The organism is Archangium gephyra (genome assembly GCF_049060025.1).
GTDB classification, from domain to species: domain Bacteria; phylum Myxococcota; class Myxococcia; order Myxococcales; family Myxococcaceae; genus Archangium; species Archangium gephyra_A.
In genome coordinates, this window is the sequence record NZ_JBMEQQ010000002.1 from 3,782,725 (window position 1) to 3,802,890 (window position 20,166).

Here is a 20,166-nt window from a genome sequence, read left to right on the forward strand (position 1 = left end):
CACAGCACCCAAACAGCACTGGCCTCAGAGTGACTCATGTCAGGCAATCAATCCCTGACACTCCGAGGAGGGAAGCCATGTCGAGCGCGGCCCAGAAACTCCAACTCAACCCTGTCAGTCCTGAGAATCTCCTCGACCCCACCCCGCTCTATCAGGTCCTCCGGCACAACGTGCCGGTGTACTGGTCGGACGCGGTGAATGCCTGGTTCCTCACCCGTTACGACGACGTGGTGGCCAGCTTCCGCGACCCGCGCCTGAGCGCGGATCGGGTGGGCTTCTTCGAGGCCCAGCTCCAGGGCCTCAACCTGGAGGCCATCCGCAAGTTCGTGGACACCTTCCGCCGGCAGATGGTCCAGAAGGATGGCATGGAGCACCTCCGGCAGCGCCGGCAGGTCAGCCCCAGCTTCTCGCCCCAGGCGCTCGATGTCTGGCGGCCGATCATCCGCCGCATCGCGGACTCGCTGGTGGACCGGGTACAGGACTGGAGGCGGATGGAGCTGGTGCGGGAAATCGCCTATCCGCTGCCGCAGCTCGTCATCGCCGAGCTGCTCGGAATCCCCGCGGAGGACCGCGAGCGCTTCTGCGGATGGTCCAAGCCCATCGCCGAGTTCTCCGCCCCCACGGCCAACTCGGACAGGCTGGAGGTGGCTCGCCGCGCCAACACGGCGGTGGAGGAGTTCAGCGAGTACCTGACCCGCGTCATCGCGGAGCGCCGGCAGGCTCCGGGCAGGGACGTGCTCAGCCGGATGATCCAGGCGGGTGGGATGAGCGACGAGGAGTTGGTCGCCAACGCCATCCTCATGCTCTTCGCCGGGCACACCACCACCACGGACCAGATCAGCAACCTCTTTCATGAGCTGCTCATGCACCCCGAGCAGTTCCAGAAGCTGAGGGAGGATCGCGGCCTCATCCCATCGGCGGTGGAGGAGTCGATTCGCTTCCGGCCGGCGGTGCCCAGCATCTTGCGCATCGCCAAGGAGACCTTCCAGCTGCGTGGCCGCACCATCCGCAAGGGAGACATGGTGTTCCTCATGCTCGGCGCCGCCAACCGTGACCCGGAGGTCTTCCCCGATGCGGAGCGCTTCGACATCACCCGCGACCACGTCCACCAGAAGCATGTGAGCTTCGGCTTCGGCGCCCACCACTGCCTGGGTTCCGGCGTGGCCCGCCGCGAGCTGGAGATCATCCTCGAGGTGATGCTCGACCGCATGCCCGGACTGCGGCTGGAAGAGGGGCACCTGCCGGAGCACAAGTGCCACCACCTCACCTTCCGCGGCTTCGACTCACTGCGCGTGCGGTGGTAGGCGGGCGCAGAGCGGACTCGAAGGCCCCTGGAACCCGCGTGGAGATGGGTTTCCGGGCGCCGCCGGGACTCGTGTAGGCTCCCGCTTCCGGACATGGAGCAGCGAGGGCCCGCATGCGATTGAGGAGTCTGGTGGTGGCGTTGCTCTTGAGCGGCTGTCAGCAGCCCGCCCAGCCCGAGCCGGCGAGTGGGCTCGAGCGGCCACCTGGCGCCGGGAAGGACCCTGGCGCACAGCCCTCTCCTCCGGAAGCGGCCGCGGAGCCCCAGCCCTCCGAAGCCCCCGCCTCCGAGGCCCAGCCCTCCGCGACCCAGCCCGCGGAGGCCCCGCCGTCTCCGGCGGACGAGCTTCCCGAGCAGACGTGGTCGGCGCGCTCCTCCGACGGGAACGCCGAGGTCCAGCAGACCGCGTTCCGCAACGGCAAGGCCACCCGGTGCACGAGTACCTCGACGTGGTCCTCCCCGTGGGATGACAAGAAGGTGATGTGGCGGTGGGACACCTGCATCGCGACGCGGGAGCAGCTCAAGTTCGTCTCTCCGGACGGCACGCGGGTGCTCGTGGTCGATCCGCTCCCCGCGGCCCTCCAGGCGAAGGCGAACTGGCAGGACCTGGAGGTGGCCACCCTCTACGAGCATGGCGTGCGCGTGAGGGGCGCGAAGGCCGGGGCCCTCGTCCGCACGCCGATCGAGGTGCGGGAGCCCTCCCTCCGCATCGTCTGGGTGAAGGGCCATGGCGGCTTCCCGGGAGCGCCTCCGCGCTACGCCTCCGGCGGGAAGGCCGTCGAGCTCGACACGGTGGACGGACAGGCGTTCAGCCTGGGCTTCGACGGTGAGGGCTTCCCGGCCGCGCCCGAGGACAAGCATGTCTTCGCCGGAGCCGCGAGCATGTACCAGTACGAGGATGACCAGAAGACGGTCAACTTCGTGAGCTCGCTCGACGGCATCCCCGAGAAGTACCGCGCCCGGGCCAGGCCGGTGGAGGCCCAGGTCCTCACCGTAAGCGGCTCCCTGCGCCTCGGGGAGCCGCGGGCTTCCGAGCCCACGCCGGAGCCCTCGTCCCCGGTGGATGCCGGCAAGGAGCCGAATCCCAAGGAGACCTTGGAGAAGGCCCGGATCGCCTCGCCCGCGGAGATCCTCGACAAGGCCCGCGATACCGTGAAGCAGGTCGAGGAGGTCCAACGCACCCGGGAGCAGGTGGTGAGATCCATGCTCTCGGAACCCGACGAGCCACCCGCTTCCGGGTCCCCGTCCTCGCCCGAGACCGGCGCGAACCGGAACCCCGGGGCCCCCCTGGAGAAGGCGCGCATCCCCACTCCCAATGAGCTCCTCGACAAGGCCCGCGAGACCGTGAAGAAGGTCGAGCAGTTCCAACAACAGCAGGACAAGGTGATGGGCGGGAAGTGAACCTGCTCCTCCTTCAAGACTCCGACTTCCTCCCCGACGGCACCGTCCAGATGACGGGCCGCCGGGCCCAGCACGCCCGCGAGGTGCTCCGCGCCGAGCCCGGCGAGACGCTGCGCGTGGGCAGGCTCGGTGGGCTCGTGGGCACCGGCGAGGTGCTGGAGAACACCCCGGGCCTGCTGCGCCTGCGCGTCGCCCTCTCCGACCCGCCTCCTCCGAGGGCCGGGGTGGACCTGCTGCTCGCCATCCCCCGCCCCAAGGCTCTCAAGCGCGTGTTGCCCGCCGTGGCCCAGCTCGGCGTGGACCGGGTGGTGCTCGTCAACGCCGCGCGCGTGGAGAAGAGCTACTTCGACTCCAAGGTGCTGGCCCCCGGCTTCGTCGAGGAGCTCCTCCTCCAGGGGCTCGAACAGGCCCGCGACACCCGGCTTCCCGAGGTGCTCATCCGCGAGCGCTTCCGCCCCTTCGTCGAGGACGAGCTGGATGCCGTCTTCGGCACCGGGGCGCTCCGGCTCCTCCCCCACCCTCCCGCGCAACAGCCGCTGCACCGGGTCGGTGTGCAGGAGGCACCGCGCGTGGTGATGGCCGTGGGACCCGACGGAGGCTGGGTACCCTTCGAGGCGGAGCTGCTGGAGGCCCACGGCTTCCGGCCCTTCTCGCTCGGCCCTCGCATCCTCCGGGTGGAGACGGCCGTTCCCGTCCTCCTCGGACAGCTCGCCCTGCTACGCGAGGACACCGCGCGCACGGCCTAGGCGCTTCGTTGCCGTCCGGAGGCACTCCACGCGCGGCAGCAGCGCGCTGGCCCTTACCGTGAGGAGGGCCCCTTCCGCTGCGTCGAGGGCCTCCTCCGCCTGCTCGGGCGCCTCTTCCAGCCACCGCTCCGCCAGGGCCAGGTTCACCAGCCCCACCTGCAACACGTTGCCCGTGGCCTCGGCCAGCGAGAGCGCGCGCCACAAGTGCCCCTCCCCCTCCTGCCCTGGCACCAGGGACGCCAGTGCGCGGCGCGAGAGGATCTCATCGAACGGATTGGCGAGCACCGGCTCCAGGGAGCGCCGCAGCGCCGCCTCCGCGGCCTCGCGCGCGGCCTCCGGACGGCCCTGAGCCAGCTCGAAGCGGGACTGGTAGACGCGCACCAGCGTCTCCATCCGGAAATCCCCCGCCCGTGCGGCTTCCAGCGCCTTCGGCAGGGACTCGCGCGCGGCGGCCACGTCCTCGAAAAGGACATCCCGGCACGCCGAGTACACCAGCACGTACAGCTTCAGCCAGCGATCCCCGGGCAACACCTGGGAGAGTTGCTCGCCCCGGGCCACCACCGCGGCCACCAGCTCGTGCTCGCCGCGCTCCAGGTAGTAGGGCGGCGTGTAGATGGCGAGGTTGCGCTCCGGCAGGCGCGGGTGGCCCAGGAGCCGGATGAGCTCCTGCTTCTCGCTGAAGGGCGGGACGAAGGCCGAGGCATCGCCGATGAAGGAGGCCCGGACGATCTGCGACTGCAGGTGGTAGATGCGGATGTCGGTGAAGCCGTAGGTGTCCGCCACGTCGAACCCGTCCTGCGTGGCCACCTCATCGAGCGGCTCCCCGCGCAGGGCCAGGTTCATGTTCAGGAAGTAGCAGCCCATGCCGAGCGCCCACGCCAGGCGCCGGGGCGGCTGCTCCACCGCGTCTCGCAGGGCGCGCAGCCGGTTCACCTCCGCGCGCTGCGCTTCCACCACGCCCGCGAAGCGGCCCGTGTGCGCGCTGAGCCCGCCCCGCGCGATGAGGGCCCCGGCGCGGTAGGGTGACTCCACCGGGTGCTCGGCCTGCACGCGCTCCAGCAGCGCGTGGAACTCCGCCGTGCGCCCCATGATGGCCAGCGCGATGCTCTGCAATATCTGCAGCTCCGCCTGCTTCCAGAAGACCTCCGAGGGCTCCATCCGCGCCTCGATGGGAATCTCCCGGATGACACGCCGCAGGGCCTCGGAACGTCCGGTCTCCGGAGCCGCGCAGGCTTCCGCCAGCCGCGCCAACGCCTCCCGCCGCCCCTCGCCCAGGTCCATCGTGGCCGCCCAGTGGGCGAAGAGCTTCTCCGCGTAGAGCAGCGAGGTGGGCGGATCGCTCACGTAGCCGATCTCGATGAGCGTCACCCAGGTGCGGATGAGCTGCTCCACCCGCTCGGGCGTGCGGGGCCCGGCCTCCAGCAGCGCCGCGGCCTCCTTCAGTATCAGCGTGGCATCCAGCAGGGCCTTGGCCTCGATGGAGGCCTGTCCGGCGCGCAGCAGCGGAACGACGGCGCGCTGCGGCTCGTTCGAGCGGGTGAAGTGGTAGCCCACCGCCCGTGCCACCCCCGGCCTGTTGCCTCCCAGTTGCTGGAGCGTCTCCGCGATGCGCCCGTGGTGCGCCCTCCGCTCCGTCTCCGGGGTGCTCTCCTGGAGCGACTCGTGCACGGTGTCATGGGTGAAGACACAGCGGCCCCCCACTCGCTGGAGGAACTGCCGCTCCACCAGCTCGTCGAGCGCCTGGAACAGTTCCACCTCGGGCAGGTCCGACAGGGCGCGCACCAGGGGCAGCTCCAGGCTGCGTCCCGCCGGGGCCAGCCGCCGCAGCAGCGCCACCCGGTCCTCGGGCAGGGTGGCCAGCCGCGCCAGCACCGCCTCCCGGATGCTGCCCGGCAGCGCACGCTCCTCCAGGTTCCCCACCACGCTCCAGCGCCCGCCCACGCGCCTCAGGGCGCCCTCCTCCACCAGCATGCGCAGGCACTCGGTGGCGAAGAAGGCATTGCCGCCCGTGGTGGCGTGCAGCCGGGCCACGAAGCCCGCGGGCACCTCCAGGCCGGGCAGCACCAGCCGCACCAGCACCTCCAGGTGTCCGTCCGTCAGCGGCGCGAGCTCCAGGCGCGAGGTGAGTCCCTGGTCCACCGTCTCGAAGGCCAGGCTCAGGCGGTTCAGCTCGTTCGAGCGGAAGGCCGCCACCACCATGCCGCGCGTCTGGTGCAGCGAGCGGATGATGACGTTGAGCACCTCCAGCGACGCGGTGTCCGCCCAGTGCAGATCCTCGAGGCACAGCACGAAGGAGCACTGGTGCCCCAGCGTCTGCAGCCACTCGGCGAGCGCCCCGAAGACGGCCATCTTCTCGGCGCCCGGATCCTTGAAGGTGGGCGCCGCTCCGGTGGCGAGCGCCGGCACCAGCTTGCCCAGCAACGGCCCCAGCCGCTCCAGCAGCTCCGCCGGGGTGCGCGGCACCAGCACCCGCAGCGCCTGTCCGATGGGCGCCAGCGGTGCCAGTCCCTCCGCGCGGCACTGCCCCACTCCGACGGGGATCTCGGCGAGCTGGGCCTGCAGCTCGAATTCCTGCAACAGGCGCGACTTGCCCACGCCCGCGGGCGCCCCCAGCAGCACCGCGCGCGACTGGCCCTGGCCCGCCTTCTGGAGCGCCCGCAGCAACAGCTCCAGCTCCGCCTGCCGCCCCACCACTTCCGGGACGTGCAGGTAGCTGGCGCGCGCCGCCAGCGGCTCCTCGGGCAGCGGCTCCCCACTGGCGTGACACAGCGCCGCCAGCAACTCGGAGGCGTCCTGGAAACGCTCGCGCGGATCCTTGGCCAGCAAGGTGAGGATGATCTCCTCCAGCCGCGAATCCACCGGGCCGAGGCTGGAAGGCCGCGGCGGGGGCTTGGAGAGGTGATCCGCCAGCAGGGACGCCGGGGTGTCGCGCTTGAAGGGGAGCTGGCGCGTGGCCAGGAAGAAGGCCATCACCCCCAGCGAGTAGAGGTCCGCGCGCCCGTCGATGCTGGCGCCGCGCTGCCACTCGGGGGCGAGGTACTCCAACGTGCCCTTGAGGCGGCCGGAGACCGGGGTGCCGAGCTGGTGCATCACCCCGAAGTCCATCAGCTTCACCGCGCCGGAGCTGGTGATGCGCACGTTGCTGGCCTTGATGTCGCAGTGCACGTAGAGGCGCGAGTGGATGAAGGCCAGCACCTGCGCCATCTGGATGAGGACGCGGTAGAGGCCGCGGGTGTCGAGCACCTGCTCACGCGCCAGCCGGCTGAGATCCTGGCCGTCCACCGCCTCCATGGTGATGTAGCGGTGGCCCGACTCGGTCAGCCCGCAGTCGAAGACCTTGAGCGTTCCCGGGTGCTGGAGCCGCTTCATCGCGAAGAACTCGTGGCGGAACATCAGCACGAGCTCCTCGACCTTGCCGGGCGGCAGGCCCTCGGGAACCTGCATCACCTTGAGCGCCACACGGCGCTGCTCCTGCGCATCCTCGGCGAGCCAGATGCGGCCCATGCCGCCTTCGCCCAGCGGCTCGAGGATGTGGTAGCGGCCCGTCACCCACATTCCCGGCTCGAGCGAGCGCCGCGCGGCGATGGGGACACCCGGGGTGGTGATGGGCGTGCGGTTGTCCAGCGAGCCAAACGAACCGTTGCCAAACGAGCCGTTGGAGAGAAGCCCACGGCTGCTGTCGATCACCGCTGTCTGCTCTTCGTCGCTCATCACGGGGCCGCGGGTCCCACAGCTCACGGAAAGCCGGGGAGACGAGGAATAGCATGACTCACCAGGGGAGCGAGCACCACTCCGGATGGACACTGCACGCACAACGCGGTGCATCGGGCTTGAAGGGGCGCGATGGGTTGTTGAAGAGTCGTCCCATGGCGAAGAAGACCCCATCCAGAGCCCAGGCCCTCGCGGCCGCCGAGCAGGAGCAGGCGCCCGAGCAGCAGCCCCTCATCACCCCGGAGTCGGAATCGAAGGCGAAGCCCGCCAGCCACGACTCGACGCCGCCCCAGGCGCTGCTCGACTTCATGATGCAGGGGTGGAAGCCCCAGGCCGGCAAGCCCGTCCCGAAGATGAAGAACGCCGAGGTCTTCGAGGCCCGCCGCCGGGAGCTGTCCAAGCTCTTCCCGGGCGAGACGCTCGTCATTCCCACCGGCCACGAGAAGGTGCGCGCCAACGACACCTACTACCGGTTCCGTCCGGGCACCGACTTCTACTACCTGACGGGCAACATGGAGCCCGACTGTGTGTTGGTGCTCCAACCGAAGGAGGGCGGTGGCCACACGGACATCCTCTTCGTGGAGCCCAACCCGGGCCGGAGCGACTCCACCTTCTTCACGGATCGCGTGAAGGGCGAGCTGTGGGTGGGCCCTCGGCTGGGCGTGAAGGAGAGCCAGGCGCGCTTCGGCGTGCACGAGGCTCGCGGCCTGCCCGAGCTGCCGGGCTTCCTGGAGGGCCTGCGGGGCGCGGCCGTCATCCCCACGCGCGTGCTGCGCGGCCACTCGGCGAAGGTGGACGGCTCGGTGGCCGAGCACACCGAGCGCGACAAGCAACTGGCCACGGCCCTGTCCGAGATGCGGCTCATCAAGGACAAGCTGGAGGTGCGCGAGCTGGAGACGGCCATCGACTCCACGCACCGGGGCTTCGAGGACGTCATCCGCCGGCTGAAGGCGGCCCGGAGCGAGCGCGAGGTGGAGGGCGTCTTCAGCCTGCGCGCGCGGGTGGAGGGCAACGACGTGGGCTACGGCACCATCGCCGCGGCCGGCCACCACGCGTGCGTGCTGCACTGGATGCGCAACGACGGCGACCTCAAGAAGGGCGAGCTGCTGCTGCTGGACGCGGGCGTGGAGGGCAACAGCCTCTACACGGCGGACATCACGCGCACGCTGCCCATCTCCGGCAAGTTCTCCAAGGAGCAGCGCGAAATCTACGAGCTGGTGCTGGAGGCGCAGCACCAGGCCATCGCCGCGGTGAAGCCGGGCAACGACTTCATGGAGCCCAACCGGGTGGCCATGCGGGTGCTGGCGCATGGCCTGTACGAGCTGGGCATCCTCAAGTCGACGCCGGAGGAGGCGCTCAAGGAGGAGCACCAGTTCTACAAGCGCTACTCGCTGCACAACGTCAGCCACATGCTGGGCCTGGACGTGCATGACTGCGCGCAGGCGCGCCAGGAGGCCTACAAGTTCGGCAAGCTGAAGGCGGGCATGGTGCTGACGGTGGAGCCGGGCCTGTACTTCCAGAAGGACAACCTGACGGTGCCGGCGAAGTACCGGGGCATCGGCGTGCGCATCGAGGACGATGTGCTGGTGACGAAGACGGGCTGCCGCGTGCTGTCCGAGGACATCCCCCGCGAGTCGCGGGACGTCGAGGACTGGATGAAGCAGATCTGGAGCGAGAAGCAGTAGTCCCGGCTACGCGCGCGGAGGCTCGGGCGCGCGCAGCGGCAGGGCCACGGTGAAGCAGGAGCCGTGGCCCGGCTCGCTCTCCACGCGGATGTGGCCCCCATGGGCCCGGGCGGCCGCCTGCGCGATGAACAGCCCCAGCCCGAAGCCCCCGTAGTGGCGTGTGGAGATGGCACGCTCGAAGCGGCCGAACACGCGCTCCACGTCCTCGGGCCGCATCCCAATCCCCTCGTCGCGCACGGAGATCAGCGCCTCCCCGGCCGTGGCCTCCACGCGCACCGTGACGGGCTTGCCCTTCCCGTACTTGATGGCGTTGAGCACCAGGTGGGTGAGGAGCTGCTCGAGCTGGCGGCGGTCGAAGCACCCCGCCGCGGGAGCACACGCCTCCAGGCGGAGGTCCGCGCCGGGCGACAGGTCGCGCACACGCTCGAGCAGCTCGCGCGTGAAGTCCCCCACCTCGAGCGGCTCCAGCTCCAGCTCCAGCTCGCCGGACTCGATGCGCGAGGTGTCCAGCACCGCCTCGCTGAGCTGCCCCAGGCGCTTCACCTGCCGGGTGGCGCGCTGCAGGCTCGTGGCGAGCAACCCGCTCACCCCGGCCGCGGACGCCTGCCGCCCCATGAAGGTGAGCTGCAACGTGAGCGCGGTGAGGGGCGTGCGCAGCTCGTGCGCCGCGACGGTGAGGAAGTCCTCGCGCACCGCCAGGGCCCGGCGCAGCTCCGCCTCGCGCGCCTCGAGCATGCGCAGCAGCGCCTCCAGCGACGCGGAGAGCGCGCCGATCTCATCCCCCCGCTTTCCGTGCGGCAGCCGTACGTCGTACTCGCCCGCCCGCAGGCGCTCGGCCGCCGCCGCGATGTCCGTCAGGGGCCGCGCCACGCGCCCGGCGAGCGCCCAGCCCACCACCGCCAGCAGCAGGCCCGCGAGCAACCCCAGCCCGGTCAGCCGCTCGCGCACGGCCACCGCCGGCTGGAAGGCCACCTCGGACGGCTGCAGCACCATCACCGTCCAGCCCAGCGCGGGCGTGGTGCCAGTGGCGCGCAGCGGGGCGATGCCCGTGAGGTAGGCCCGGCCATCCTCCCACGTCGCCTCGGCCCAGCCTCCCCGCTGGACATGCGGCTCCAGCGGCGCGGGCAGGACGGCCCGGCGGAAGGTCTCCGCTCCCGTGGGCGGCTCGCTCAGCAGCGAGCCGTCACGCCGCAAAAGCCGCACCTCGAGCCCCGCCCCCGCCGTCTCCGCCAGCGCCCGCTTGAGCGCGCGGCCCCAATCCCAGGTGAGGTGCGCCGCCATCACGCCCTTCAGCGTGCCGTCCGGGGCGTGGACCGGCACCGCCAGGTCCAGCAGGCGCAGGGGACCTTCCGGGCTCTCGAGCAGCCCGGCGAGCCGCACCGCTTCGTGTGCGTCACCGACGAAGAGGCCCCGGCTGCCCTCGCGGAAGGCAGGGCGCTCGGAGCTATTGGCCCCTTCGAGCAGGCCCCCGGTGCTGTAGCGCACCACGCCCGAGGCATCGAGGAAGCCTACCCAGGCGAAGCCCGGAGTGCCCCGCTGCAGTTGCTCCACCACGGCCCGCCGCGCCTCGGGCCTCTCGGGCATCAGCCCCTGGCGCTCCAGCTCGGCGAGCATCCTCACCTGCTCCAGGCGCGAGGCCAGTTGCGCCTGCGTGCGCTCGGCGAGCAACTGCGCCACGGTGGCCAGCCCCTCGCCTACGCGCGCATCCACATCCCGCTCGGCCAGGCGCCCCGCCACCGCCCCCACGCTCGTGACGGCCACCACGGCGAAGAGGCACACCAGCAGGCCCACCCGCGTGCGCAGGCTGAAGACGGCCGAGCGCCGGGCGCCGGAGGGGGGAGGTTCGGAGGGGGCCAAGTCGAGGCAAAGGCTATCGCACGCGTTGGAGCGCCTCCATCTCTCATGCGCACGCGCGGCCCATGGGAAAGCCGCGACATCCACCAGAAGACATCGGGCTCAGCCCTTGGGTTTCGAAGGCGGTGAGGGCGCGCGGTCGTAGCAGGCGAGCAGCCGCTGCGCGCGGGCGGGCCCCGGCCGATGGCCCCACGGCACCACCGCCGGCGCGTTCAGGAAGTAGGACTGGAGCTTCGCCCACCTGCGCGCGCGACAGGCGCCCCTCGCGCTTCAGGAGTTGGACGGCCCCGCAGTCCGCGCTCTCCTCACGGGCGCTCTCCCCGCTCACCGCGTGCGCGCACGCATGGCCGAACCAGAAGAGCTGCACGCCAGGCGGCAGCCGCGCCAGCAGGCCGGGGTTGTACTCGACGTGCGCGGGGACACCGGGCCACCCGGAGAACCACAGCCCCACGTCGGCGAGCGAGGTATTCGGCACGAAGGCCACCGGCATGCCCTGGGAGGACATGCAGGACATGGGCACGCCCGCGATGCGGGGGTGGTACGGCGTCACGGCCTGGGCTCGTGCGAGGCCGGGAAGGCCCACCCACACCGTGAGGAGCAGGAAGAAGGCGCGCATGCCGCGAGACTCTACCCCGCGTCCACCTCGAGCTCGCGGGGGATGCTCCCCATCTCGCACAGCAGGCGGGCGGGCTCCCAACGTTACGCGCTGAACCCCCTCCTCCCAGGCGGCCATGGCCCACGGGCCTCCTCGCACTCGCGGCACTAGCGTCCCCCATGCGACGCGGCGTCCCGAGACTGGCCCTGGTGGCCCTGGTGCTCTTCGGTTGCTCGGTCATCAGCCCGCGCACGGTGCTGTACGAAGCGGACTCCGCGTACAACCACCTCGTCGTCAGCGAGGATCACCAGGGCTGGCGCTACCTGCAGTTCGAGCAGGGCGGCGCGACACAGAGTCAGGTGAGGCCAGGCCATCCGTTGGAGCTGAAGCTGCCCTACACGCGGGTGGCGATGGCGGGGCTGGCCTTCGTGCCGGAGCCTCGGCGCATCCTCGTGGTGGGCCTGGGCGGGGGTGCCATGCCCATGTTCCTGCGCGCCGTGTGGCCCGAGGCGCACATCGACGTGGTGGAGCTGGATCCGGCCGTAGTGGAGGTGGCGCGGCGCTACTTCGGCTTCCAGGAGGACCCTGCCCTCCGCGTGCACGTGGGCGATGGGCGACGCTTCATCGAGTCGCCCGGCCCCGCGTATGATCTCCTCTTCCTGGACGCGTACAGCGCGAGCTCCATCCCCGAGCACCTGACGACGCACGAGTTCCTCGGGGCGGTGCGGGCGCGTCTGGCCCCGGGCGGTGCGGTGGTGGCCAATGTGTGGGAGCGGCCCAATCCCCTGTTCGGCCCGATGGTCCACACCTACCAGGCGAGCTTCGCGCGGCTCTACACCTTCGATGTGCCGGGGAGTGCCAACCGCATCCTGGTGGGGCTGCCGCACCCGAAGGCGCACTCGCGCCAGTCGCTTCAAGCCCGCGCCGAGCGGCTGGAGCGAGAACGGGGCGTGCCCTTCGACCTGAGTGCGCTGGTGGCCCGTGGATATGAGGACGCCACGGAGCGTCCGCGGCCCGGGCGGCTCCTCACGGATCCGCCCGGTGCCAGGTGATTCAGGGGTCCGCCGCGCTCAGGCGGGCGTCTTGCCAGCGACCATCTCCGCCAGCTCGCCGCGCTCTTCCAGCTCCATGAGGATGTCCGAGCCTCCCACGAACTTCCCGTTGATGAACACCTGGGGAATCGTGGGCCAGTTGCTGTACTCCTTGATGCCCTGGCGCACCTCGGGATCGGCGAGCACGTCCACCGTGTGCACCTGCCCGTGCTGCTGGAGGATCTGCAGCGCGCGCGCGGAGAAGCCGCACTGCGGGAACATCGCGTTGCCCTTCATGAAGAGGACGATCTTGTTGTTGCGGACGGCCTCGTCGAAACGGGCCTTCAACTCGGGGGTCATCATTCGGTTACCTCGGTCAGCGATTGCCGAACTTCTTCCACTGTTCGGGCGAGTAGGTCTTCAGGGCCAGCGCGTGCAGCTCGCCGGTCTTCAGCCAGTCCTGCAGCGGCGCATACACGAGTTGGTGCTGCTCCACCATGGACTTGCCCGCGAAGGCGGGGCTCACCACGCGGGCCTCGAAGTGGTCTCCGGTCCCCGTGGTGTCGCGCACGTCCACTTCCGAGCCGGGCAGCGCGCCGACAATCCGCTCGCGGATGGCATTTGGATCAAGCATCAGTTCAGTCCCTTTCCCTTCAGGAGCATCGCGGGATCCACGCCCATGCTCTTGAGCGAGTTCTCCCAGAGCATGCCCGGATCCCCTTCGAGCACGGGCCGGGCGGAGGCCTCGGCATAGAGCCAGGAGCCGGAGGACATCTCACTCTCGAGCTGCTGCGCGCCCCAACCGGCATAGCCCAGGCAGAAGCGCAGGTGGGCCGACGGATCCTTCAAGAGGGGCCCGAGCGAGTCCAGGGTGAGGCTCAGGAAGAGGCCGGGCACCACCTCGTGCTTCTCCTGCACGCTCTCGACGTTGTGGAGGACGAAGCCGCGGTGGTTCTCCACGGGGCCGCCCATGAAGACGGGCTGGTCCACCCGCTCGGGGGCGATCTCGAGGGACTGGTTCTTGGCCAGCTCCCCCAGCGTCAGCGAGGCGCCGCGGTTGATGATGATGCCCATGGACCCGCCCTCACTGTGCTCGAGCATGAGGATGACCGAGCGGCGGAAGTTCGAGTCCGTCAATTGTGGCGTGGCCACCAGAAGGCCGGGAGCGAAGGTCTGCACAGAGGGAAGTGTCGGCGCTTCCCTCCCTCCGTGCAACCGAATCGTCTCAGTGCCAGCTGGTGTGCCGGGACTGCAGCGCCTGGGCGAGCTTCTCGGGCGCCAGCGGCTTGCCGATGAACAGATCCGCGCCCAGCCCCTTGCACTTGCGGGCCATGGACGCATCGCTCATCGCGCTCACGCCGATGAGCACGGCCTGGGGGAACTTCTCGCGCAGGCGGGCCATGAGGTTGGTGCCGCTGCGGCCCGGCAGGAAGACGTCGACGATGGCCGCGTCCATGCGCTTGTTGCGCACGGCGAACTCGGCCTCCTCGGCGCTGCCGACAGGGAGCGGTGCGTAACCCCACTGCGTGAGCAGTTCCACCAGCAGCTCGCGGTGGGCCGGATCGTCCTCGACGACGAGGACGGTGCCCCGGACGGGTTCCAGCTTCAGGTTGTCGTCGTCCCGGGTCTTGGAGCGGGCGTGACCCGTGGCGATCGGAAGCTCCTCGTTGACGATGGACATGGCAACCTTCTGGGAATGGGGTTCGTGTGGTACCAACGTCCACCGCACTGCCAGTAATTCCACACTCGCATCGGCTGAAGGGGCGAACCGCCGCTCCCCTCAGGCGCGGCGCGTCCCGGCCCCGAGTGCCTGGGAGGAAAGCGAGGCGCCGAGCACGAGCAACACCAGCAGGCCCCAGGCGGGCAGCACCACGCGGGCGCCGCCCTCGTAGATGAGGGCCGCGTAGCTGGTGCCGAGGTAGCGGCCGAGCGACATGGGCTCCATCCGGGCGATGCCGAAGAAGCTGACGGTGGACTCGGTGAGGATGGCGGTCGGCAGGCGGCTGAGGAAGACGGCGAGCACGAAGGGGCGCAGCGCGGGCCAGAGGTGGACGCGCAGCAGGTGCCAGCGGCCGGCGCCGAGGGCCCGGGAGGCGGCGATGAATTCCTGGCCCTCCAGCGTGGCCAGGCGGTTGCGGAACATGCGCGCCGGGCCCGCCCAGCCCACCAGGGCCAGGGACACCACCATGAGGCCGAAGGGGCCCAATCCGCCCGCGTGGCCCGCGTCCAGCATCGACTGCCCGGCGAGCTGGAGCACCATCACCACCAGCACGTCCGGCAGCGCGAAGACGGCGTCCACCGCGCGCAGAATCCAGTGCTCCACCACGTCGCCCGCCGCCCGGGCGCTCATGGCCACGCCGAGCCCCAGCACGGTGGACAGGGCCCCGGCGGTGAGGCCGATGGCCAGGGAGACCCAGAGGCCGCCGAAGGCCAGCTCGCACACGGTGCGATCCGGGTGGGTGGGGTCCATGCCCAGGGGGCAGGTGCGGGCGAGCGCCTCGGGGAAGACGCGGCCCATGAGCCAGCTCGCGAGACCCAGGCCCACCAGCAGCACGAGGCCCACCCAGGCGCGCGTGGGAATGCGAGGGGCGCTCATGCGCGGGCCTCCCGGGCACGCGGGTCCACGAGGAGCCGCACGAGCTCCACCGAGAGGCCCACGAGGACGAGCAGCGAGGCGAAGACGGTGGTGGACACCACGACGACGGCCACCTGCTTCTGCAGCACGGCGAGGACGTAGAGCTGGCCGAAGTACGGCAGGCCGAAGACGCGCTCGGCGGCGAAGGAGCCGGCGAGGAGCGCGGTGGCCACGGGGCCCACGGCATCGAGCAGCGCGGGCAGCACGTTGGGCAGCACGTGGCGCCACAACACGGCGCGGCGGGACAGTCCCTTGCCGAGGGCGGTGCGCACGTAGTCGCGGGCCAGCTCCGTGTCGAGCGCGTCCGCCACCAGGGTGCCGAGGAAGATGCCGGGCCAGACGGAGATGACGAGCGCGGCGCTCAGCTCGGGCAGCAGGTGGCCGCGCTCCACCACGGCGGGCGCGAGCAGCAGCGCGGGGATGAAGACGGGCGTGCCGAAGGCCACGGCGGGCAGGGCATCGCCGAGCACGGAGAGCCGGCCGCGCCGCCAGCGGGCACGGAGCAACGCGAAGGCCAGGGCCCACCCGAGCGCGAGCACCAGGGCCACCAGTCCCACGCCCACGCTGCCGGAGAGCTTCCACAGCAGCTCATCCCCGGTGATGCCCTGGGCGCTGGTGCCCAGCCGCTCGCCGCGGAAGAGCTTCTCCCACGGGCGGAGGAAGCCGAGCGGCTGCCCCAGGCCGAGGTCCCTCCGGTAGGACGCGAGCACCTCGGGGGCCACCTGCCGCTTGGCGTCGTCCTCGGTGGTGAGGGGCAGCGCGGCCATGAGGAAGTAGGACGCGATGGCGACGATGGGCACGAGCACCAGTTGCCGGCCGAGACGCAGGAGCGCGGGGGGCATGGCTCAGCGCACCTCCACGGGAGTCCCGCCCAGGCGCAGCTCGCGCAGGGAGAGGAAGTTGAAGGGGTCCACGTCCACGCCGTGGAGGGAGGCGCGCGTCCGGAAGTACCGGTCCGGGTGGTAGAGCGGCGCGATGACGGCCACCTCGTCGAGGAGCACCGCCTGGGCCTGGCTGTAGAGGGCGCGCGAGCGGGCCTCATCGGGCTCGGCATCCGCCTCGTCGAGCAGCCGCTCGAAACGGTCCATGGGCTCGCCGCCCTTCTGGGTCTCCCAGCCCGTCTGGTGGAGACCGTTGCGCTCGAAGAGGGTGAAGAAGGTGTTGGGGTGCGCGTAGTCCGCGCCCAGGCGGCGCAGGTACAGGTCGTAGGCGCGAGGGCCCTCGGCGGAGCGGCGGGCCACCTCGGCGGAGAAGTCCGAGCGCGCATCCAGCGTCACCTTCACGCCCACCGCGGCGAGCTGCGCGGCCAGGCGCTCGGCGATGGCCACCTCGGGCACGAAGGAGTCTCCCGAGCGGTAGACGAGCCGCAGCGGCCGGTCCATCCCGGGGACTCCGGCGAGCTCCGCGCGGGCGCGCTCGGGGTTGAACTGGGGCAGGCGCGCGGCCTCCTCGGGGGTGGCGGCCCCGGGCAGCTCGGGCGGGAGGAGGACGTGGCTGGGGCGCGTGGCGGGCAGCAGGCCCGTCATGAGGGCCTCACGGTCGATGGCGCGGGAGAGGGCGCGGCGCACCTCGGGCCGGTCGAGCGGCGGGCGCTCGGTGTTGAAGGCGAGGAAGTAGGTGGAGAGGAGCGGCTCGCGCTGGAGGTCGTCCGGCCCGCGGCCCTGGAGGGCCACGGCGCTGTCCACGAAGACGAAGTCCACCCGGCCGCGCTCGTAGAGGGCGGGGCCGATCTCGGACCTGAGGAGGGTGAGCACGGGCGCGGGACGCTCGCCGGGGCCGAGCGGGGGCTGGAAGGCGGAGTGCGGGTTGTGGACGAGCCGCACGCGCTCGCCCGCGCGGTCCCAGCTCTCGACGCGGTAGGGGCCGAGTGACAGGGGGTGGCCCTCGCGAGGCCGGTCGAAGTAGTCGCGCACCGCTTCCTCGGACTTGCCGGCGAGGAAGGAGGAGGGCGTGGGGAAGAACAGGTAGACGTTGGCGAGGCGCGCGAGGAAGTAGCTGCGAGGCCGGGCCAGGGTGACGCGGAGGGTGTGTGGGCCGAGCGCCTCGACGCCGGTGCGTGAGAGGGCGGCCTCGAGCTGCTCGCGGGGAGCCCCCTGCTCCTGGAGGGCGAGCACCGCGTCGGCACCGGCGAGGTCGGCCAGTTCCCCGCGCTCGCGGCCCTGGAGGGCACGGTGCCAGCCGGTGACGAAGTCCTGGGCGGTGAGGGGGGTGACGCCGTCGGACCAGCGCACGTCCTGGCGGAGGTGGAAGGTGTAGACCTCCTGGCCGGTGGCGGTGCGGGAACGATCCCAGCGCTCGGCGAGCCCGGGCTGGACGGAGTGGTCCGGAGCGAGCGTGGTGAGCCCGCGCTGGGTGGCGAGCATGACGGGGTAGTTGGCCCAGCTATGGGGGTCGGAGTAGCTCCAGTCGAGCGTGGTGGGCATCGAGGGGACGACGACCTTGACGCCGGGGTCGGGCTGGAAGCCGCAGCGGCCGCAGCCTCCGGCCACGAGGACCAGGACGAGCATCAAGGCGAGTCGGGACGAGCGCGGAGCCACTGGGGCGGGGTTGTACCGCGCCCACCGGGGCCCGTGGGGTGCGGAGTGCGCCCCCCTCCCCTCGCCCCCCGGGAGAGGGACGGGGTGAGGGTGCCTCGCATCCCTGGTTGCCCCCCGAAAAGACAACGGGCCCCAGGGGAGTCCCCGGGGCCCGCGAATCACTTCACCCTCTGGCCTGCCGCTACGCCGGCGCCGACACTCCGGTAGCGGGATGGGCATCCGAGGACTTCTGCTGGTCCTTGCGGCCGAACTCCTCGGGCTTCTCCAGGAGGAGGGCCTCGCGCAGCACGTCGTCCACGAACTCCACGGGGACGATGCGCAGCTGGGCGCGGATCTTCTTCGGGATGTCCTTCAGGTCCTTCTTGTTGGCCTTCGGGATGAGGACGGTCTTGATGCCCGCGCGGTGGGCGGCGAGCGTCTTCTCCTTCAGGCCGCCGATGGGCAGCACCCGGCCGCGCAGGGTGATTTCACCCGTCATGGCCACGTCCCTGCGCACCTGGATGCGGGTGAGCGCGGACACGAGCGCGGTGCACATGGTCACACCGGCCGACGGACCGTCCTTCGGGATGGCTCCCTCGGGCAGGTGCACGTGGATGTCGTAGTTCTCGAACATCTTGCGGTCGATGCCGAACCGCTCCGCCCGAGTGCGCACGTACGACATGGCCGCCTGCGCCGACTCCTGCATCACCTCGCCCAGCTTGCCCGTGATGATGAGCTTGCCCTTGCCCGGCATGACCGTGGCCTCGGTAGTGAGGATCTCTCCGCCCATCTCGGTCCAGGCCAGACCCGTGACGATGCCCACCTGGTCCTCGCGCTCGGCCACGCCGTAGCGGAAGCGCGGGGTGCCCAGGTACTTCATCGCCTGCTTGCGGTCGACGACGATGTCGCGCCGGCCGTTCTTCAGGATGTCGCGGGCGATCTTCCGGTACACGCCGCCGATCTCACGCTCCAGCGAGCGCACCCCGGACTCACGCGTGTAGCGGTGGATGATGGTCCGCAGCGCGTCACTGGTGATGTCGATCTTCAGGTCCGCGAGCCCGTTGGCCTCCTGCTCCTTGGGGATCAGGTAGCGCCGCGCGATGTTGAGCTTCTCGGGCTCGGTGTACCCCGCGATCCGGATGACCTCCATGCGGTCCTGCAGAGGACCGGGGATGTTGTGCATCGTGTTCGCGGTGCAGATGAACATCACCTTCGACAGATCGTAGTCGAGGTCGAGGTAGTGGTCGTTGAAGTTGTGGTTCTGCTCGGGGTCCAGCACCTCCAGCAGCGCCGCGCTCGGGTCGCCACGGAAGTCGGTGGACATCTTGTCGATCTCATCGAGCAGGAAGACGGGGTTGTTGCTGCCCGCCTTCTTCAGCGACTGGATGAGCTTGCCCGGCATGGCGCCGATGTACGTGCGCCGGTGGCCGCGGATTTCCGCCTCGTCACGCACGCCGCCCAGGGACAGACGCACGAACTTGCGGCCGGTGGCGCGGGCGATGGAGCGAGCCAGCGACGTCTTGCCGACGCCCGGAGGCCCCACGAAGCAGAGCACGGGGCCCTTGAGCTTCTTCACCAGCTGCTGCACGGCCAGGTACTCGAGGATGCGCTCCTTGGGGCGCTTGAGGCCGTAGTGGTCCTCGTTGAGCACCCGCTCGGCCTCGACGACATCCAGCCGATCCTGGGTCTCTTCGTACCAGGGCAGGCTGATGATCCAGTCGATGTAGTTGCGGACGACGGTGGCCTCGGCGCTCATCGGGCTCATCATCCGGAGCTTCTTGAGCTCCTTCTTGACCTTGAGCGTGGCCTCCTTGCTCATCCGCTTGTTCTTGAGCTTCTCCTCGATCTCCTGGATCTCGTTCTTGAACTCGTCGCGCTCACCCAGTTCCTTCTGAATGGCCTGCATCTGCTCATTCAGGTAGTACTCCTTCTGGGTCTTCTCCATCTGCTTCTTGACGCGGGTGCGGATCTTCTTCTCGACCTGCAGTATCTCGATCTCACCCTGCATCAGCTCGTAGAGCTTCTCCAGCCGCTTGGCCGGGCTCTCCGTCTCGAGCAGCGCCTGCTTGTCGTTCAACTTGAGCGACAGGTGGGCGACGATGGTGTCGGCCAGGCGCGCCGGGTCGTCGATGCTCGCCACCTGCATGAGCATCTCGGGCGGAATGCGCTTGTTGAGCTTGACGAAGGCCTCGAAGACCGAGTGCACGCTGCGCACGAGCGCCTCGAGCTCCACGGACTTCTCGCTCTGCTCCTCGACCTCCTCCACCTCCACCATGAAGAAGGCGTCGTTGGGCATGAACTTCTTCACGCGCGCGCGCCGCACGCCTTCCACGAGCACCTTCACCGTGCCATCGGGCAGGGGGAGGAGCTGGATGACGTGACCGATGGTGCCGAAGTGGAAGATGTCCTCCGCCGTCGGGTCATTCGTCTTGGCCTTCTTCTGGGCGGCCAGGAGGATGACGGCCTTGTCGTCGGGGCCCTTGTGGGCCATCGCGTCCTTCAGGGCCGCGATGGACTTCTCCCGGCCGACGAACAGCGGGACCACCATGTGCGGAAACACGATGATGTCCCGCAGCGGGAGGAGCGGTACGGTGCTCCCACGCTTCTGGGCATCCCTCTTGTCGTCTCGTCCGAAGAACATGTATTCGCCACCTGCCTGCTTGCCACGCTGGGTAGCAAGCCCCTGGTA

At 70.4% G+C, this 20,166-nt stretch carries 16 protein-coding genes; 5 read left to right on the forward strand and 11 right to left on the reverse strand.

The features are described from left to right. Positions 1-77 precede the first annotated feature (77 nt). The 3 genes from ACN28I_RS16330 to ACN28I_RS16340 all read left to right on the forward strand — a co-directional run bounded on the left by ACN28I_RS16330 (position 78) and on the right by ACN28I_RS16340 (position 3,450). Complete coding sequence (locus ACN28I_RS16330; RefSeq protein WP_420942940.1) at positions 78-1,304, forward strand: cytochrome P450; 1,227 nt, start codon at positions 78-80, stop codon at positions 1,302-1,304. A 113-nt stretch (positions 1,305-1,417) separates the two neighbouring features. Beyond that, positions 1,418-2,704: a hypothetical protein gene (locus tag ACN28I_RS16335; protein ID WP_420942941.1), complete on the forward strand. Its 1,287-nt coding sequence runs from the start codon at positions 1,418-1,420 to the stop codon at positions 2,702-2,704. Continuing rightward, positions 2,701-3,450 carry a 16S rRNA (uracil(1498)-N(3))-methyltransferase gene (locus ACN28I_RS16340; RefSeq protein ID WP_420942942.1) on the forward strand — a complete coding sequence of 250 codons (750 nt, stop codon included), beginning with the start codon at positions 2,701-2,703 and terminating at the stop codon, positions 3,448-3,450. The genes ACN28I_RS16335 and ACN28I_RS16340 overlap by 4 nt, the downstream gene beginning before the upstream one ends. On the opposite strand, the gene ACN28I_RS16345 is transcribed toward ACN28I_RS16340, so the two are convergent. Then, on the reverse strand, positions 3,421-7,161 hold the full coding sequence (locus tag ACN28I_RS16345) for a serine/threonine-protein kinase PknK (RefSeq protein ID WP_420942943.1): 3,741 nt from the start codon (positions 7,159-7,161) through the stop codon (positions 3,421-3,423). The two genes, ACN28I_RS16340 and ACN28I_RS16345, sit on opposite strands and share 30 nt — an antisense overlap. Before the next feature lie 155 nt (positions 7,162-7,316). Between ACN28I_RS16345 and ACN28I_RS16350 the strand changes: the two genes are divergently transcribed. Then, positions 7,317-8,846 carry an aminopeptidase P family protein gene (locus ACN28I_RS16350; RefSeq protein ID WP_420942944.1) on the forward strand — a complete coding sequence of 510 codons (1,530 nt, stop codon included), beginning with the start codon at positions 7,317-7,319 and terminating at the stop codon, positions 8,844-8,846. Between the two features lie 6 nt (positions 8,847-8,852). Here the strand turns inward: ACN28I_RS16350 and ACN28I_RS16355 are convergent, their stop codons facing one another. Further along, positions 8,853-10,703 (reverse strand): ATP-binding protein, encoded by a 1,851-nt coding sequence (locus tag ACN28I_RS16355; RefSeq protein ID WP_420942945.1) that lies wholly within the window; start codon positions 10,701-10,703, stop codon positions 8,853-8,855. Between the two features lie 43 nt (positions 10,704-10,746). Beyond that, positions 10,747-11,316 carry a hypothetical protein gene (locus ACN28I_RS16360; protein WP_420942946.1) on the reverse strand — a complete coding sequence of 190 codons (570 nt, stop codon included), beginning with the start codon at positions 11,314-11,316 and terminating at the stop codon, positions 10,747-10,749. A gap of 158 nt (positions 11,317-11,474) precedes the next feature. On the opposite strand from ACN28I_RS16360, the gene ACN28I_RS16365 reads away from it, so the two are divergent. Beyond that, positions 11,475-12,347, forward strand: coding sequence for a spermidine synthase (locus ACN28I_RS16365; RefSeq protein ID WP_420942947.1), 873 nt, complete (start codon positions 11,475-11,477; stop codon positions 12,345-12,347). An 18-nt stretch (positions 12,348-12,365) separates the two neighbouring features. On the opposite strand, the gene grxD is transcribed toward ACN28I_RS16365, so the two are convergent. The 8 genes from grxD to lon form a co-directional block, all read right to left on the reverse strand. Further along, positions 12,366-12,686: a Grx4 family monothiol glutaredoxin gene (gene grxD / locus ACN28I_RS16370; protein ID WP_420948652.1), complete on the reverse strand. Its 321-nt coding sequence runs from the start codon at positions 12,684-12,686 to the stop codon at positions 12,366-12,368. Between the two features lie 16 nt (positions 12,687-12,702). After that, a complete protein-coding gene (locus tag ACN28I_RS16375; protein WP_043405371.1) occupies positions 12,703-12,960 on the reverse strand; it encodes a BolA family protein in 258 nt (85 codons plus the stop codon). After that, complete coding sequence (locus ACN28I_RS16380) at positions 12,960-13,505, reverse strand: YqgE/AlgH family protein (protein WP_420942948.1); 546 nt, start codon at positions 13,503-13,505, stop codon at positions 12,960-12,962. The genes ACN28I_RS16375 and ACN28I_RS16380 overlap by 1 nt, the downstream gene beginning before the upstream one ends. A 46-nt stretch (positions 13,506-13,551) precedes the next feature. Then, positions 13,552-14,007 carry a response regulator gene (locus ACN28I_RS16385; protein ID WP_420942949.1) on the reverse strand — a complete coding sequence of 152 codons (456 nt, stop codon included), beginning with the start codon at positions 14,005-14,007 and terminating at the stop codon, positions 13,552-13,554. A gap of 99 nt (positions 14,008-14,106) precedes the next feature. After that, positions 14,107-14,922, reverse strand: a complete 816-nt coding sequence (locus tag ACN28I_RS16390; RefSeq protein WP_420942950.1) for an ABC transporter permease subunit — start codon at positions 14,920-14,922, stop codon at positions 14,107-14,109. After that, complete coding sequence (locus ACN28I_RS16395) at positions 14,919-15,803, reverse strand: ABC transporter permease subunit (RefSeq protein ID WP_420942951.1); 885 nt, start codon at positions 15,801-15,803, stop codon at positions 14,919-14,921. The genes ACN28I_RS16390 and ACN28I_RS16395 overlap by 4 nt, the downstream gene beginning before the upstream one ends. A gap of 3 nt (positions 15,804-15,806) precedes the next feature. After that, positions 15,807-17,468, reverse strand: coding sequence for a peptide ABC transporter substrate-binding protein (locus ACN28I_RS16400; protein ID WP_420942952.1), 1,662 nt, complete (start codon positions 17,466-17,468; stop codon positions 15,807-15,809). A gap of 211 nt (positions 17,469-17,679) precedes the next feature. After that, entirely contained in the window at positions 17,680-20,118 is a 2,439-nt protein-coding gene (lon, locus tag ACN28I_RS16405; RefSeq protein WP_420942953.1) for an endopeptidase La, read from the reverse strand. Between the last annotated feature and the right edge of the window lie 48 nt (positions 20,119-20,166).